This is a genomic window from Streptomyces sp. A5-4 (assembly GCF_051131715.1).
GTDB lineage: Bacteria > Actinomycetota > Actinomycetes > Streptomycetales > Streptomycetaceae > Streptomyces.
This window is the reverse complement of record NZ_CP178591.1, coordinates 3,312,809-3,327,732: the sequence shown is the minus strand read 5'-3', so window position 1 is coordinate 3,327,732 and position 14,924 is coordinate 3,312,809. Positions and strand designations below refer to the sequence as shown.

Annotated in this window: 11 protein-coding genes; 5 read left to right on the top strand and 6 right to left on the bottom strand. The window is 73.3% G+C overall.

Translation table 11 applies throughout. From position 1 onward, the window contains the following. Positions 1-305: 305 nt before the first annotated feature. The 6 genes from ACLLJJ_RS15205 to ACLLJJ_RS15180 are packed head-to-tail and all read right to left on the bottom strand — an operon-like array spanning position 306 to position 5,849. Complete coding sequence (locus ACLLJJ_RS15205; RefSeq protein WP_434591161.1) at positions 306-1,550, bottom strand: cytochrome P450 family protein; 1,245 nt, start codon at positions 1,548-1,550, stop codon at positions 306-308. Next, positions 1,547-2,809 carry a cytochrome P450 gene (locus ACLLJJ_RS15200; protein ID WP_434600428.1) on the bottom strand — a complete coding sequence of 421 codons (1,263 nt, stop codon included), beginning with the start codon at positions 2,807-2,809 and terminating at the stop codon, positions 1,547-1,549. Before ACLLJJ_RS15200 ends, ACLLJJ_RS15205 begins: the two co-directional genes overlap by 4 nt. A gap of 35 nt (positions 2,810-2,844) precedes the next feature. Further along, the gene (locus tag ACLLJJ_RS15195) at positions 2,845-3,555 is read right to left on the bottom strand and encodes a GTP-binding protein (RefSeq protein WP_434591158.1); all 711 of its coding nucleotides are present in this window, start codon (positions 3,553-3,555) and stop codon (positions 2,845-2,847) included. Then, complete coding sequence (locus ACLLJJ_RS15190) at positions 3,536-3,919, bottom strand: DUF742 domain-containing protein (protein ID WP_434591156.1); 384 nt, start codon at positions 3,917-3,919, stop codon at positions 3,536-3,538. The genes ACLLJJ_RS15195 and ACLLJJ_RS15190 overlap by 20 nt, the downstream gene beginning before the upstream one ends. After that, a complete protein-coding gene (locus ACLLJJ_RS15185) occupies positions 3,916-4,356 on the bottom strand; it encodes a roadblock/LC7 domain-containing protein (RefSeq protein ID WP_434591153.1) in 441 nt (146 codons plus the stop codon). Before ACLLJJ_RS15185 ends, ACLLJJ_RS15190 begins: the two co-directional genes overlap by 4 nt. After that, positions 4,353-5,849: a sensor histidine kinase gene (locus tag ACLLJJ_RS15180; RefSeq protein WP_434591151.1), complete on the bottom strand. Its 1,497-nt coding sequence runs from the start codon at positions 5,847-5,849 to the stop codon at positions 4,353-4,355. Before ACLLJJ_RS15180 ends, ACLLJJ_RS15185 begins: the two co-directional genes overlap by 4 nt. A 178-nt stretch (positions 5,850-6,027) precedes the next feature. Between ACLLJJ_RS15180 and ACLLJJ_RS15175 the strand changes: the two genes are divergently transcribed. The 5 genes from ACLLJJ_RS15175 to ACLLJJ_RS15155 all read left to right on the top strand — a co-directional run bounded on the left by ACLLJJ_RS15175 (position 6,028) and on the right by ACLLJJ_RS15155 (position 14,917). Then, the gene (locus tag ACLLJJ_RS15175) at positions 6,028-8,991 is read left to right on the top strand and encodes an FAD-binding and (Fe-S)-binding domain-containing protein (protein ID WP_434591148.1); all 2,964 of its coding nucleotides are present in this window, start codon (positions 6,028-6,030) and stop codon (positions 8,989-8,991) included. 358 nt (positions 8,992-9,349) lie between these two features. Next, positions 9,350-10,327 carry an EamA family transporter gene (locus ACLLJJ_RS15170; protein WP_434591145.1) on the top strand — a complete coding sequence of 326 codons (978 nt, stop codon included), beginning with the start codon at positions 9,350-9,352 and terminating at the stop codon, positions 10,325-10,327. A 102-nt stretch (positions 10,328-10,429) separates the two neighbouring features. Then, the gene (locus ACLLJJ_RS15165) at positions 10,430-11,254 is read left to right on the top strand and encodes a TIGR03084 family metal-binding protein (protein WP_434591142.1); all 825 of its coding nucleotides are present in this window, start codon (positions 10,430-10,432) and stop codon (positions 11,252-11,254) included. Beyond that, positions 11,251-12,966 (top strand): acyclic terpene utilization AtuA family protein, encoded by a 1,716-nt coding sequence (locus ACLLJJ_RS15160; protein ID WP_434591139.1) that lies wholly within the window; start codon positions 11,251-11,253, stop codon positions 12,964-12,966. Before ACLLJJ_RS15165 ends, ACLLJJ_RS15160 begins: the two co-directional genes overlap by 4 nt. 349 nt (positions 12,967-13,315) lie before the next feature. Continuing rightward, the gene (locus ACLLJJ_RS15155; RefSeq protein ID WP_434591136.1) at positions 13,316-14,917 is read left to right on the top strand and encodes an acyl-CoA carboxylase subunit beta; all 1,602 of its coding nucleotides are present in this window, start codon (positions 13,316-13,318) and stop codon (positions 14,915-14,917) included. Positions 14,918-14,924 lie beyond the last annotated feature (7 nt).

The window sequence follows — 14,924 nt, the reverse complement described above, 5'->3', positions numbered from 1 at the left end:
CTCCGTGGTGGGGTGAGAGAGCCGTGTCCGGCGGTTGAGATGTGGGGTGCGGGTGCGGGGGCGTGCGGGTGGGGCGCCTGCGGCGGGCTGTTCCCCTATCCGCCCCTTCCCGCAACCGGCCCGGCCCCGGGCCCCCGGACGCCCTTCGGGCGTGTCCTCAAACGCCGGACGGGCTGGACGTTTCCCGGATGCCGCGCATATTCAGCCCGTCCGGCGTTTGGGCACCGGGGCCGGGGAGGGAGCCCCGGTTCGGGAAGGGGCGGGCAGGGGACAGTGCCGCGCAGCGGCCCGGCCCCCCGCCCCGCTCAGCCCAGCCGGACCGGCAGGTCGTACAGGTCGTTCTGGGTCACCACCGGCTTGTTGCGGAGCTCCGCCGCGGGGACCGCGAGCTCAAGGCCGGGGAAGCGCGCGTACAGCGCCGGCAGCGCCACCCCCGCCTCCAGGCGGGACAGCGCCGCGCCGGGGCAGACGTGCGGGCCGTGGCCGAAGGAGATGTGGCGGTTCGGCGTGCGCGTGACGTCGAAGTCGCCCGCCGTCGGACCGTGCTGCTCCTCGTCGCGGCCGATCGCCCCGAAGGAGACGATCAGCGCCTCGCCCGCCGGCAGCACCGCACCCGAGTCCCCGACCGCGATGTCCTCCGTGGCGAAGCGGAAGAGGACGTGCGAGGTCGGCGTGGACCAGCGCAGGGTCTCCTCGATGACGTTCTCCCACGGGACCTCGCCGGACAGCACGAGCGCGCGCTGCTCGGGGTGCGTCTGGAGGGCGACCACCGCGTTGACGATCAGGCTGATCGTCGTCTCGTGACCCGCTGCGACCATCAGCTGGAGCGTGTTGCGGATCTCCTCGTCGGTGAGGTGGTCACCGTCCTCGGAGGCGGCGATCAGCGCGCTGGTGAGGTCGTCGCCGGGATCCGCCCGCTTCGCGTCGACGACCCGGGTGAACAGCTCCCCGAGGTCCGCCATCATCTGCGGGACCTCCTCCGGGGGCGTCTGCGAGGAGAAGAACCGGTCGAAGAGCGCCTTGAGACGGGGATGGTCGGCCGCCTCCACGCCCATCAGCTCACCGACGACGTTCATCGGGAGGGGGTACGCGAACTCCGCCTTCAGGTCCACCACTTCACCCGTGGGGCGCGCCGCCAGGCCGTCCAGCATGCCGGTGGTGAGTTGCTCGATACCGGCGCGCAGGAGCTCGACCCGGCGCACGGTCAGCGCCTGCGCGACCAGCGTGCGCAGCCGCCGGTGCTCCGCGCCGTCGACGGTGAGCATGGAGCGGCCCGGATTGGCGAGACCGATCAGCGGCCAGTCCAGGGGTATCTCGCCGCGCTGCCACGCGCCCCACGCGTTGATGTCCTTCACCAGACGGGCATCCGTGAGCAGCTGACGGGCCGCCGCGTGATGGGTCACGGAGTAGCAGGCCACCCCGCCCGGCAGCGCCACCCGGGCGAGCGGGCCCGCCGCGCGCAGCACGGCGCTCTCGGCGTCCAGATCGGCGACGAACGGGTCCAGAGTGATGGTGTCGCCTGCGGCAGCGGAGTGCGGGCAGGTCGTCATCTGGGGCCTCCGAGAGCGGGTGTTCCGAGTGAAGGGGTCGGGGTGAAGCGCACCGGTAGCACCGACAGGCCGCGCAGCCACGGCGACGGGCGCCGTTCGAGCGCGTCGGCCGGGACCGAGAGATCGAGGTCGGGCAGCCGGTCGAGGAGCACCTCGATGCCCGTGCGCGCGATGACCTCGGCCATCTCCTGCGCCGGGAACGGGCAGCGGTGCTCGCCGTGACCGAAGGAGAAGAACGCGTTGTTCCCGCCGGTCAGCGCCGTGCCGTCGATGTGCACCTGCGGGTCCGCGTTGGCGGCGCCGATGCCCAGCAGCAGCAGGTCGCCGCGGCGGATGTGGCGGCCCCCGAGGTGGGTGTCGCGGGACGCCCAGCGGCCCGCGACGTTCTGGGTCGGGGTGTCCTCCCACAGGACCTCGTTCATGGCCTCGGCGACGCTGTGCCGGCCGCCGGACAGGGACGCGGCGAACCGGTCGTCGGTGAGCATCAGCCGCAGGGAGTTGCCGATCCAGTCGGCGGTCGGCTGGTGGCCGGCCGCCAGCATGACCATCAGGTCCTGGCCGATCTCCTCGTGGGTGAAGCCGTCCGCCAGGCCCGACTGCCCAGTGATCATGCGGGAGGCCACGTCGGCCCCCGGATCGGCGCTCTTGTCGGCGATCAGCCGCAGCATGGACGTCCCGAGGTGGGCCTGGCCCGCGAGGGCGTCCGTACTTCCGTCGATCATGTCGTTCATGGCTGTGGCGAGACCGGGACCCTGGGCGTCCGTGAAGCCGTAACAGCGGGCGAGCACCAGGATCGGGAGCAGCGTGGCATACCGCCCGATGAGCTCGGTCTCGCCGCTCCCGCAGAACGCGTCGATGAGGGCGTCCGCGAACTGCTCGGCGTGCCGCCGCAGTTCGAAGGGGTCGACGGCCTCCAGCGCGTCGCCGATCATCGCTGCCCGCCGCTGGTGGCGCTCGCCGACGGTGTAGAGGATCGACGGCTGCTTGCGGCCGATCATCGGCAGCATCGGCCAGTCGTCGGGGATGTGCTCCCACTGGTTCCACAGGTCGGAGTCGCGGCTGAAGAGGACCGGGTCGCTGGTGAGCTGGTGCAGCTCGCGGTACCCGATGACCAGCCACGCCGGTATGTCGCCGGCCAGCAGCACCGGGCTGACGGAGCCGTGGTCGCGGCGCATCTCCCGGTAGAGGGCGCCCGGATCGGAGTGGAAGCGGTCCCCGCTCAGCGGCACGGCGGAGGTGTGGGTGTCGGGCACCGGGATGTGGGCCGGGCACTGGGGCGGTGGCGGGGTGGACGTCACGGTGTGGTGGTCTCCGGAATCGGTGTCGTGTCCCGAGTCGGCGCGGTGTCCCGAGCCGCCGGCATGTCCCCGCGGGCGGCGGAGGTGCTCGGGCGGCTCCGGAGACTCTGCAGGTGCTCGACGAGCGTGATGAGCACGTCCTTGCTCGACGTACGGGACCGTGCGTCGCAGTCGATCATCGGTACGTCGTCGGGCAGATCCAGCGCCTCGCGGACCTGCTGCTCGCTGTGGACCGGGCCGCCGAAGTCGTTGCGGGCGACGACGAACGGCGTCCCGTGGTGCTCCAGGCGGTCGATGGCGTACCAGGAGTCGGCGAGACGGCGGGTGTCGACGAGGACGACCGCGCCCAGGGTGCCGGAGAACAGCCGGTCCCACAGGAACCAGAAGCGTTCCTGGCCGGGCGCGCCGAACAGGTAGAGGACCGTACGGTCGTCGATCGAGATCCGGCCGAAGTCGAAGGCGACGGTGGTCGCGGACTTGGTCCGTACGCCGCTGAGGTCGTCCAGGACGTCGACGGACTCGCCCGCCTTGGTCATCGTCTCCTCGGTGTTCAGCGGACGGATCTCGCTGACCGAGCGGACCATGGTCGTCTTGCCGACGCCGAAGCCACCGACAATGACGATCTTGAGACCGTTGTCGGCGGTGCGCGCGAGAGCGCGGCGGCCCGGCTCGCGGCCGGACGTTCGGTCAGAGATTGCGGAGTCCAACGAGCACCTGCTCCAGGAGGTCGTGGTCGGGCAGTTCGGCCGAGGACGGCGCCGCGCGCGGGTGGCGGGCGCTGATCCGGCCGGTGTCGAGCAGGTCGCTCAACAGGATGCGGACGATGCTCACGGGCAGGTTGAGCTCGGCGGCGATCTCCACCACGGCGATCGGGAAGCTGCACATCCGCAGGATCGCGGCGTGCTCCGACTGCATTCCGGGCGTCGGCTCGCACTCGCCGACGACCAGGGTCACCAGGTCGAAGGCGTCCGATCCCGACCGGCTGCGCCCCTGCGTGAGGGTGTACAGCCGGTCCGGGTCGTCGTTGCGGCTGAACCGGGACCTCCCCGCCGGAGGCAGGGGAGGGGTCACGGCTGCAGGTCGGCGTCGGGCCGGCCCGTTTCGCCCGGTTCCTGCCGTGGTTCCGCGCTGAGGTATTCGCCCAGCTGCTCCACGAGTTCGCTCATGTTGTGGCCGATGAGGCCGACGTCGGAGTCCTCGCCCGCCACGACCGCGAGATGCGCGCCCGAGCCGGCCTCGACGATGAACAGGATGCCGCCGTAGAACTCGGCCATCGCCTGGCGTACGCCGCCGCTGCCGTCGCCGAACTCCATCGAGGCGCCGTGCGAGAGGCTCTGGATGCCCGCGGAGATGGCGGCCAGCTGGTCGGCCTGGTCGACGGAGAGTTCGGGAGTGCGGCAGAGCCGGAGGCCGTCCCGGGACAGGACGAGTGCGTGCCGGGCGCCGGGGGTGCGCTCCAGCAGGCTCTCCAGCAGCCAGTTGAGCTTCTCGTCGGTGGTGGCGGTCATGGGGTGTTGCCCTCCGGGTGAGACGAAGACGGTGACGCGCTCCGGCCCTGTACGGCGCGGCGGAAGGTGCTGAACCGCTCCGCCCTGGCCGTCTGGTCCGGCGGCGGTGAGGCCGGGGTGGTGCCGGGGGTGCGGACCTGCGGGGTTTCGGCGTGTGTGGCGGCGAGGGTCCGGCCCCGGCGGCGCTTGGGGAGGCCGCTGTCGCCGAACTGGGGCAGACCGGCGGTGGTTTCCGCCGATGGGGATGCCGATGCGGATGCGGGTGCCGGTGACTCGGTGGCGGGCCGGGCGGGCGTGGACGGCTGCCCGGGAGCCTGCGCTGCCTCTGCCGTGGTGGCCGGAGGCCGTGCTGCCGGTGCGGGTACGGGCTCGGGCGCCGGGTCCACTTCGGGGCGCGGGCGGGCGACGAGCTCCTGAGGGAGCATCATCAGCGCGCCCGTGCCGCCGCGCGCGGACGGGCGGAAGGAGACCGTCAGCCCGTGCTTGCGGGCCAGGCAGCCCACCACGGCCAGGCCGAGGCGGGTGCCCGACAGGGTGGTCAGGTCCAGTGCCGCCGCGGACACGGCCCGTTCGGCGCGGCGCAGTTGCACATCGCTCATCACCAGACCGCTGTCCTCGACGGTGATGATGATCCCGGCCGGGACCTCTTCGACGTACACATGGACTTCGGCGGTGGGCGGCGAGAAGTTGGCCGCGTTGTCGAGCAGTTCGGCGAGGGCGTGCATGACGCCCTCGGCGGCGTGTCCCGCGACCGCGACCTCGCTGGTGGAGTGCAGCCGCACCCGCTGGTAGCCGCTGATCCGGCCCATCGCGCCGCGCAGGATCGACTCCATGACGATGGGCTTCGCCCAGCGCCGACCGGAGCGCGCCCCGGTCAGTACGGCGACACTGTCGGCCAGCCGGCCCGCCTGCGCGGTGCGGTGGTCCAGGTGCATCAGGTCGCCGAGGACGCTCTCGTCGGTGTGCCGGTGCTCCATCTCGCGCAGGTCGGCGGCCATGCTGGTGGCCAGGGCCTGCATGCGGCCGGCGGCGTTGGCGCAGGCCGACATGGCGGCGGAGCGCGACGACTCGCCGCGGGCGACCTCCTGGGCGAGCGTGGCCAGGACGCGGCGCGCGGCGCCGTCGTCGCTGGCCGGCAGCGGGGTCGCGGCCAGGGCGGTCGCGGCGGAGGCACCCTCGCGCAGACGCGTCACCAGGGCGGGCACCGTCCGGTCGGCGAACCGGTCGCTGTCGGCCTCGGTCCCGGCGATCCGCTCACGCAGCAGACGTACCGACCCGAGGGCGTACGTGGCGACCGTGACGGCCGCGCTGAGCGCTACGGCGGCTGCGCCCGCGCCCCAGGCGAGCGGGACTTGCGCCCGGTCCGGGGCGACGGCCACCGCCCAGACGAAGAGCAGGGCGGTGACGGCGACCGACAGGAGGAGAGCCGTGGCGGCGGGCCGCAGGTGTGGGCGCTCCGTCCGGCGTTGCGCGAGGTGGGTGTGCGCTGACATCAATCGTGGCCTCGTGGACGTCATGGACGGGAGGAAGTCGGGCTCACTATAAGAGAGTTCTTGATCACTTTGGGAAGTTCTTGTTGGGATTCTTGCTACTTGTGCTCGGCAACTCGCCCTGGAAGTACCGATACGGGGTGTGAGATGCGACACGGGATGCCGGGGCATCCTTGATTGCATGGCTGAACAGCAGGACGGGACGACGATCCGGGCGCGTGACACCACGGCGCTGGTGCGCGAGTTGAAGTCGGCCGTGCGCGGAGAGGTCGCCTTCGACGCGGCGGCCCGCGCCCTCATGACGATGGACGCCTCCAACTACCGCCGCGTGCCCCTCGGAGTCGTCGCCCCGCGCGACGCCGACGACATGGCCGCCGCGCTCGCCGTCTGCCGGGCGCACGCGGTGCCCGTCGTGCCGCGCGGCGGTGGCACGTCGATCGCGGGACAGGCCACCGGCACCGGAGTCGTCCTCGACCTCACCCGCCACCTGCGGGCCATCACCGACCTCGACCCCGAGGCCCGCACCGCCGTGGTGCAGCCGGGCGTCGTACTCGACGATCTGCGGGCGGCGGCGGGCGCGCACGGACTGACCTTCGGCCCCGACCCCTCCACGCACAGCCGCTGCACCATCGGCGGCATGATCGGCAACAACTCCTGCGGCTCGCACTCGGTGGCCTGGGGCACCACCGCCGACAACATCCACCAGCTGTCGGTCGTCGGATACGGCGGCGAGGTGCGGCACATCGGGCAGGGCTGGCAGGGGGCGCCCGAAGGGCTGCGCGCGCTGGTGGACACCAACCTCGCGCTCCTGCGCACCGGATTCCCCCAACTGCCCCGCCGCATCTCCGGATACGCCCTGGACGCGCTGCTCCCGGAGAAGGGCCTGGACCTGGCGCGCGCGTTCTGCGGGAGCGAAGGCACGCTCGGGGTGGTGAGCGCGGCGACCGTGCGCCTGGTGGAGGCGCCCCGCGCGCGGGCGCTCGCGATCCTCGGGTACGCCGGGGAGAGCGCCGCCGCCGAAGCCGCGTCCGCCCTGCTGCCGTACGGGCCGCTGACCGTCGAGGGCATGGCCGAGGACCTGGTCCCCGCGCCGGAGCGGGCCCTGCTGCCGCGCGGCTCCGCCTGGCTGTTCGTGGAAATGGGCGGCAGCAGCCCCGCCGAGGCCCGCTCGCACGCCGAGGCGCTGGTGAAGGCGGCCCAGGCCCTGGATGGCGCGGTCGTCACGGACGCGGCCGGACAGCGCGCCCTGTGGCGCATCCGCGAGGACGCCAGCGGCACGGCGACGAGGATGCCCGACGGGAGCGAGGCCTGGCCCGGCTGGGAGGACTGCGCGGTCCCGCCCGCCCGGCTCGGCGGGTACCTGCGGGACTTCAGGGCGCTCCTCGGCCAACACGGACTGCGCGGCACGCCCTACGGCCACTTCGGCGACGGCTGCATCCATGTGCGGATCGACTTCGACCTGCTGAGCGAGGACGGCGTACGCCGGTTCCGTCGGTACTCCGAGGATCAGGCGCAACTCGTCGTCGCACACGGCGGCTCACTCTCCGGCGAGCACGGCGACGGCCAGGCCCGCGCCGAACTGCTCCCGAAGATGTACGGCGACGAGCTCGTCGCGCTCTTCGGCCGGGTCAAGGACGTGTGGGACCCGGCGGGCGGCATGAACCCGGGCATCCTGGTCCGCCCCGCCCGTCTCGACGAGAACCTCCGCTTCGCCGTGCTGCCCAAGGACCGGGTTGACGTCGCCTTCGCCTACCCGCACGACGGCGGCGACTTCTCGGCCGCCGTACGCCGCTGCGTGGGCGTCGCCAAGTGCCGCACCGAGGCGCCCCCGGGGGCCGCCGTCATGTGCCCCTCCTTCCGGGCCACCGGCGACGAACAGCACTCCACGCGCGGGCGCGCGCGACTGCTGCACGAAATGCTCGCAGGAGAGGTCGTCACGGACGGCTGGCGCTCCACGGAGGTGCGCGACGCGCTCGACCTGTGCCTGTCCTGCAAGGGGTGCAGGACCGACTGCCCGGTGGGCGTCGACATGGCCACGTACAAGGCGGAGTTCCTGCACCACCACTACAAGGGGCGGCTGCGCCCCGCCGCGCACTACGCCATGGGCCGACTGCCCCGGTGGCTGCGGCTGGTGTCCCGGCTGCGGCTGGCACGGGCGGCGAACGCGGCGGTACGAGTGCGTCCACTGGCCGCCCTCGCGAAGCGGCTCGGCGGGATCGCTCCGGAGCGGAGCATCCCCCGGCTGGCCACCGAGACGTTCAGCAGCTGGTGGCACCGGCGGCTGAAGGAGCGGATGCGGGACGGCCGGCAGCTGCGGGAGGACGGGCGGCCGGGCGGTGGGCCGACCGTCGTCGTATGGCCCGACACCTTCACCAACTACCTGTCGCCGTCGGTGGGACAGGCCGCCGTACGGGTCCTGGAGGCGGCCGGGCTGACGACCGTGCTCCCACCCGCGATTGTCGTCCCTGTCCCCGACGAGGGGGACGGCGAGGTGGCGCGGAAGGGAGCCCACGCCTTCAGCGCACGCCGCCGGGGGGTCTGTTGCGGGCTCACCTACGTATCGACGGGCCAGCTCGACCGGGCCCGCGAGGTCATGCGGCGCACACTGGACCTGCTGACACCGCTGCTCGCCGGGGGTGCGCGGCTCGTCGTACTGGAACCGAGCTGCGCGGCCGCACTCAAGTCCGACCTGCCGGAGCTTCTGCCCGACGACCCGCGCGCCGCCGCCCTCGCCTCGTCGGTACGGACCTTCGCCGAGGCCATCGAGGAGTGCGCCCCGAACTGGCAACCGCCCCTCGTCGACCGCCCCGCAGTCGGCCAGACGCACTGCCACCAGCACGCCATCCTCGGCGACGCGGCGGAACGCCGACTGCGCGAACGGGCGGGGCTGACGGGCGAACTCAGCGGCGGATGCTGCGGTCTCGCCGGGAACTTCGGCTTCGAGCGCGGGCACTACGAGGTGTCGGTGGCGTGCGCGGAGGAACAACTGCTGCCGGCGGTGCGGAAGGCGACGGCTGATGACGCTGGGGGAACGGTCGTCCTCGCGGACGGTTACTCCTGCCGCACGCAGCTGGAACAGCTGGCCGGCCGGCGGGCCAGGCACCTGGCGGAGGTCCTCGCGGAGGGGCTGGGGGAGGGGGCGTAGGGGCGGTCTTCTGTACGTGCTCATGGAAGAAGCGGTCCGCTGACTCACGCGGGCAGCACTTCCCGCAACCGCGCCTCGAAGGCCATGGCGTGTCCGGCCGGCCCGACTTCACGCGGTTCGGGCTCACCGTCGCGGCGGAGGGGCAGACCGCTTGGCTCGATGCCCCGGAGTATCCGGTGCCGGTGGTGGGCTGACCGCCGGGCGCGCTCTCGGGGGCCTCGCGAAGCCCCGGCCGTCCGCGCTGTCGGCAGGTCAGGGCGTGTGGCCGCCGGGCATCCCGTTCCCGCCCCCCGCCCCCCTCGCGCCCCGGGTAAGGGGTGTGGGCGGCGCATGGTCCTGTTCCCCTTACCGTGGAGCTATGGACCAGCCCACCTCTGCCGACCTCGGCCACGCACCCGCCCCGGAGATATCCGGATTGCTTTCCGCCGCCGGGGCCGCCGACGCCTCCGCCACCCCCGCCGCGCCCGGTCCGGGCAACCGCGCCAGGCTGGTGCCGGTCGCGATGGTGGTGGCGGGCGGGCTGTCCGTGCAGTTCGGGTCCGCCGTCGCCGTGACGCTGATGCCGAGCACGGGCGCGGCCGGTGTCGTCGCCGTGCGGCTGACCTTCGCGGCCCTGATGCTGCTGGTCGTGTGCCGCCCGCGTGTACGCGGGTACGCACGTGCCGACTGGGGGACCATCGCCGCGTTCGGCGTGGCCATGGCAGGCATGAACGGGCTCTTCTACCAGGCGGTGGACCGCATCCCGCTGGGCGTCGCAGTCACCCTTGAGGTGCTGGGCCCGCTCGCCCTGTCCGTGTTCGCGTCCCGCCGCGCGATGAACGCGGTGTGGGCCGGGCTCGCGCTCGCCGGGGTCGCACTGCTCAGCGGCGGCGGCTTCGGCCGCCTCGACCTGGTCGGTGTGGCCTACGCGCTCGGCGCCGGGGCGTGCTGGGCGGCGTACATTCTCTTCAGTGCCCGCACCGGACGCCGCTTCCCGCAGGCCGACGGGCTCGCGCTCGCGATGGGGGTGGCGGCGCTGCTCAGCCTGCCGCTCGGGCTGGCCGAGGCGGGCAGCAAGCTGCTGGAGCCAAGGACACTGCTCCTCGGCGCCGCTGTCGCGCTGATGTCGTCCGTGCTGCCGTACACGCTGGAGCTGGTGGCGCTGCGCCGGCTGCCCGCCGCGACCTTCGCGGTCCTGATGAGCCTGGAGCCGGCCATCGCGGCGGTCGCCGGATTCCTGGTGCTGCACCAAGCCCTGTCCACGACCGACGCGTTGGCGATCGCGCTGGTCATCGGGGCGAGCATGGGCGCGGTACGGAGCCAGACGCGGCAGGGGCGGCGGAAGGCCGCCGCGTAGGGCCCTCGGACCCGGCACGGAAATAATGCAAGCACGCTTGCTTGTTTCTGTGCGGGCTGCCATGCTCCGGGACACACCGCCCACCCTTGAGGGGAGCGCACCGTGTCCGATCCGTCAGCCGTGCTCGACGATCTCCGTGCCGAAGGGGACGCGCTCGACCAGTTGGTCGGGGGCCTGAGCGAGCAGCAGTGGTCGCTGGCCACCCCCGCGCCACGCTGGAGCATCGCGCACCAGGTCGCGCATCTCGCCTGGACGGACACGGCGGCCCTGCTGTCCGTGACCGACCCGGAAGCCTTCGCGGAGGAGACCAGGAAGGCGCTCGAATCCCCCGGCACCTTCGTGGACGAGGGTGCGGAGGCGGGCGCCGAGCTGCCGGTCGACGAGCTGCTCGCGTGGTGGCGCGACGGGCGCGAACAGTTGCAGCGCGCGGTGCGGGCGGCCCCGGCCGGGGCGCGTTTCCCCTGGTACGGGCCCCCGATGAGCGCCGCTTCCCTGGCGACGGGCCGGCTGATGGAGACCTGGGCGCACGGCCAGGACATCGCGGACGCGGTGGGCGTACGCCGCGCACCGACCGCCCGGCTGCGGCACGTGGCGCGGATCGGTGTGCGGGCGCGCGACTACGCCTACTTCGTACGGGGCCTGGCCGCGCCCACCGAGGAGTTCCGGGTGGAGCTGACGGCGCCGGACGGGTCCGGCCTGTGGGCGTACGGGCCCGAGGACGCCCCGCAGCGGGTGACCGGACCCGCGCTGGACTTCTGCCTTCTGGTCACCCAGCGGGCGCACCGCGCGGATGTCGCCGTACGCGCGGAGGGCGCCGACGCGGACCGGTGGCTGGACATCGCGCAGGCCTTCGCGGGCCCCGCGGGTGACGGGCGCCCGGCGTCGGCGGAGACCGCGGCACCGCCGGGAGAGGGTGCGGGCGCGTGACCCCGGCGCCGCGACGGCCGCTGCGGATCGGCAACGCGTCCGGGTTCTACGGCGACCGGTTCGACGCCGTGCGCGAGATGCTCACCGGCGGCGAACTGGACGTACTGACCGGCGACTACCTCGCCGAACTGACCATGCTCATTCTCGGCCGGGACCGGCTGAAGGACCCCACGCGCGGCTACGCCAAGACGTTCCTCCGGCAGCTGGAGGACGGGCTGGGTCTCGCCCGGGAGCGCGGCGTGAAGATCGTCGCGAACGCGGGCGGGCTGAATCCGGCCGGACTCGCCGACGCTGTACGGGAGTTGGCCGACCGGGTCGGTGTGCCGGTATCGGTGGCCCAGGTGGAGGGCGACGACCTGCTGGCTCGCGGCGGCTGGGGCGAGGGCGTACTGACCGCCAACGCGTATCTGGGCGGAGGCGGCATCGCCGCCTGTCTGGACGCGGGCGCGGATGTGGTGGTGACGGGCCGGGTCACGGACGCGGCACTGGTCACCGGGCCCGCGGCGCACTGGTTCGGGTGGGGCGCGAGGAGCGCCGAGGACCTGGACGCGCTCGCCGGGGCGGTGGTCGCCGGGCATGTACTGGAGTGCGGGACACAGGCGACCGGCGGGAACTACTCCTTCTTCGGCGGGCTCGACGTGCGGCGGCCGGGCTTTCCGGTGGCGGAGATCCACTCCGACGGCTCCTCGGTCATCACCAAGCACGAAGGCACGGGCGGGGCCGTCGACTTGGGGACGGTCACCGCGCAACTGCTGTACGAGACGGGGGGAGCCCGCTACGCGGGGCCCGATGTCACGGCGCGGCTCGACACCGTGCGGCTGGCCCAGGACGGGCCCGACCGGGTGCGGATCTCGGGTGTACGGGGCGAGGCGCCGCCGCCCACCCTCAAGGCAGGGCTGACCCGGATCGGCGGGTGGCGCAACGAGGTCGTGTTCGTCCTGACCGGGCTGGACATCGACGCCAAGGCCGCGCTGGTGCGCGGCCAGGTGGAGGACGCCCTGGCCGCGACGGAGCGGCGCCCGGCGCAGGTGCGCTGGGAGCTGTCCCGCACGGATCACGCGGACGCCCCGACGGAGGAGCGCGCGAGCGCGCTGCTGCGGCTGGTGGTCCGAGGCAGTGACCCGGAGGCGGTCGGCCGGGTGGTGAGCGGCGCGGCGATCGAGCTCGCGCTGGGCAGTTACCCCGGCTTCCACGTGACGGCGCCGCCGGGCAAGGGGACGCCGTACGGGGTCTTCGAAGCGGCGGCGGTGGACGCGGCGGGCGTTGAGCATGTCGCGGTGCTGCCGGACGGGGCGCGGGTGCGCGTGCCGGCCGCCGCGCTGACCCGGGTGCTGGAACCGGTGGACGCGCCCCCGCTGCCCCCGCCGCCGGCGCCCGGCCCCACCCGGTGGGCCCCGCTGGGGCTGGTCGCGGGGGCGCGGAGCGGTGACAAGGGCGGGGACGCGAATGTCGGGGTGTGGGTGCGCTCGGAGGAGGCGTGGCGGTGGCTGGCGCACGAGCTGACGGTGAAGCGCTTCGGTGAACTGCTCCCGGAGACGCAGAAGTTGACCGTCACCCGGCATGTGCTGCCGAACCTTTGGGCGCTGAACTTCGTGGTGGAGGGGTTGTTGGGTGAGGGGGTCGCGGCACAGGCGCGGTTCGACCCGCAGGCGAAGGGGGTGGGGGAGTGGTTGCGCTCCCGGCACGTGGAGATACCGGAGGGGTTGCTGTGAGTGGTGGGTGCGCGGGGGCGGGTAGGGGAACAGCCCCGCACCGCGCCACCGCGCACCGCGCACCCCGCACCCGCACCGCGCCACCGCGCACCCCGCACCCGCACCGCGCCACCGCGCACCCCGCACCCGCACCGCGCCACCGCGCACCCCGCACCCGCACCGCGCCACCGCGCACCCCGCACCCGCACCGCGCCACCGCGCCACCCCGCACCGCGCCACCGCGCACCCGCAACCCGCGCACCCATACCGCGCCCTTGCTCCCACTCTCGTCCGCGCCCCCTCCCCTCCCCTCCCCTCCCCTCCCCTCCCCTCCCCTCCCCTCCCCTCCCCACCCCACAGAGGTGACCCCGTGACCACGCTCGCCTCCGCCCTCGACCCCCGCTCCCCCGAGTACGCCGCCAATCGCGCCACCACCCTCGCCGGCCTCGCCGAGCTCGACGAAGAGCACGCCAAAGCCCTTGCCGGCGGCGGCGAGAAGTACGTTGCCCGGCATCGCAAGCGCGGCAAGCTCCTCGCCCGTGAGCGCATCGAGCTGCTGCTCGACCCCGACACCCCGTTCCTGGAGCTGTCGCCGCTCGCCGCGTGGGGGAGCGACTACCAGGTCGGCGCCTCGATGGTCACCGGCATCGGTGTCGTCGAGGGCGTCGAGTGCCTGATCACCGCCAACGACCCCACCGTGCGCGGCGGAGCCAGCAATCCCTGGACGCTGAAGAAGGCACTGCGGGCCAACGAGATCGCGTACGCGAACCGCCTGCCCTGCATCAGCCTCGTCGAGTCCGGCGGCGCCGATCTCCCCTCCCAGAAGGAGATCTTCATCCCCGGTGGTGCCCTCTTCCGGGACATCACCCGGCTGTCCGCCGCCGGCATCCCGACCATCGCGGTCGTCTTCGGCAACTCCACGGCGGGCGGCGCGTACGTACCCGGCATGTCCGACCACACGATCATGATCAAGGAGCGGTCGAAGGTCTTCCTCGGTGGTCCGCCGCTGGTGAAGATGGCCACCGGCGAGGAGAGCGACGACGAGTCGCTGGGCGGCGCCGAGATGCACGCCCGCACCTCCGGCCTCGCCGACCACTTCGCCGTCGACGAGCCCGACGCCCTGCGCCAGGCCCGCCGGGTCGTCGCCCGCCTCAACTGGCGCAAGGCGCACCCCGACCCGGCGTCGACCGCCGAGCCGCCCAAGTACGACGAGGACGAGCTGGCGGGCATCGTGCCGGGCGACCTCAAGGTCCCCTTCGACCCCCGCGAGGTCGTCGCGCGCATCGTCGACGGCTCGGACTTCGACGAGTTCAAACCGCTGTACGGGGCCAGCCTGGTCACCGGCTGGGCCCGGCTGCACGGCTATCCGGTCGGCATCCTCGCCAACGCGCAGGGCGTGCTGTTCAGCGAGGAGTCGCAGAAGGCCGCCCAGTTCATCCAGCTCGCGAACCAGCGCGACATCCCGCTGCTCTTCCTCCACAACACCACCGGCTACATGGTCGGCAAGGAGTACGAGCAGGGCGGCATCATCAAGCACGGCGCGATGATGATCAACGCGGTGTCCAACTCCAAGGTCCCGCACCTGTCCGTCCTGATGGGCGCGTCGTACGGCGCGGGGCACTACGGCATGTGCGGGCGCGCGTACGACCCGCGTTTCCTCTTCGCCTGGCCGAGCTCCAAGTCCGCGGTCATGGGCCCCCAGCAGCTCGCCGGGGTGCTGTCGATCGTGGCGCGCGCGTCCGCCGCCGCGAAGGGGCAGCCGTACGACGACGAGGCCGACGCGGGACTGCGCGCCATGGTCGAGCAGCAGATCGAGTCGGAGTCCCTGCCGATGTTCCTGTCCGGGCGGCTGTACGACGACGGGGTCATCGACCCGCGCGACACCAGGACCGTCCTCGGCCTGTGCCTGTCGGCCATCCACACCGCCCCCGTCGAAGGCGCCCGCGGCGGCTTCGGCATCTTCCGGATGTGAGTCGGAC

Coding starts and splice junctions, on each gene's coding strand:
- ACLLJJ_RS15170 (WP_434591145.1), top strand. CDS start 9,350: ATGGACCAGCCCACCTCTGCCGACCTCGGCCACGCACCCGCCCCGGAG.
- ACLLJJ_RS15205 (WP_434591161.1), bottom strand. CDS start 1,550: ATGACGACCTGCCCGCACTCCGCTGCCGCAGGCGACACCATCACTCTG.
- ACLLJJ_RS15185 (WP_434591153.1), bottom strand. CDS start 4,356: ATGACCGCCACCACCGACGAGAAGCTCAACTGGCTGCTGGAGAGCCTG.
- ACLLJJ_RS15175 (WP_434591148.1), top strand. CDS start 6,028: ATGGCTGAACAGCAGGACGGGACGACGATCCGGGCGCGTGACACCACG.
- ACLLJJ_RS15180 (WP_434591151.1), bottom strand. CDS start 5,849: ATGTCAGCGCACACCCACCTCGCGCAACGCCGGACGGAGCGCCCACAC.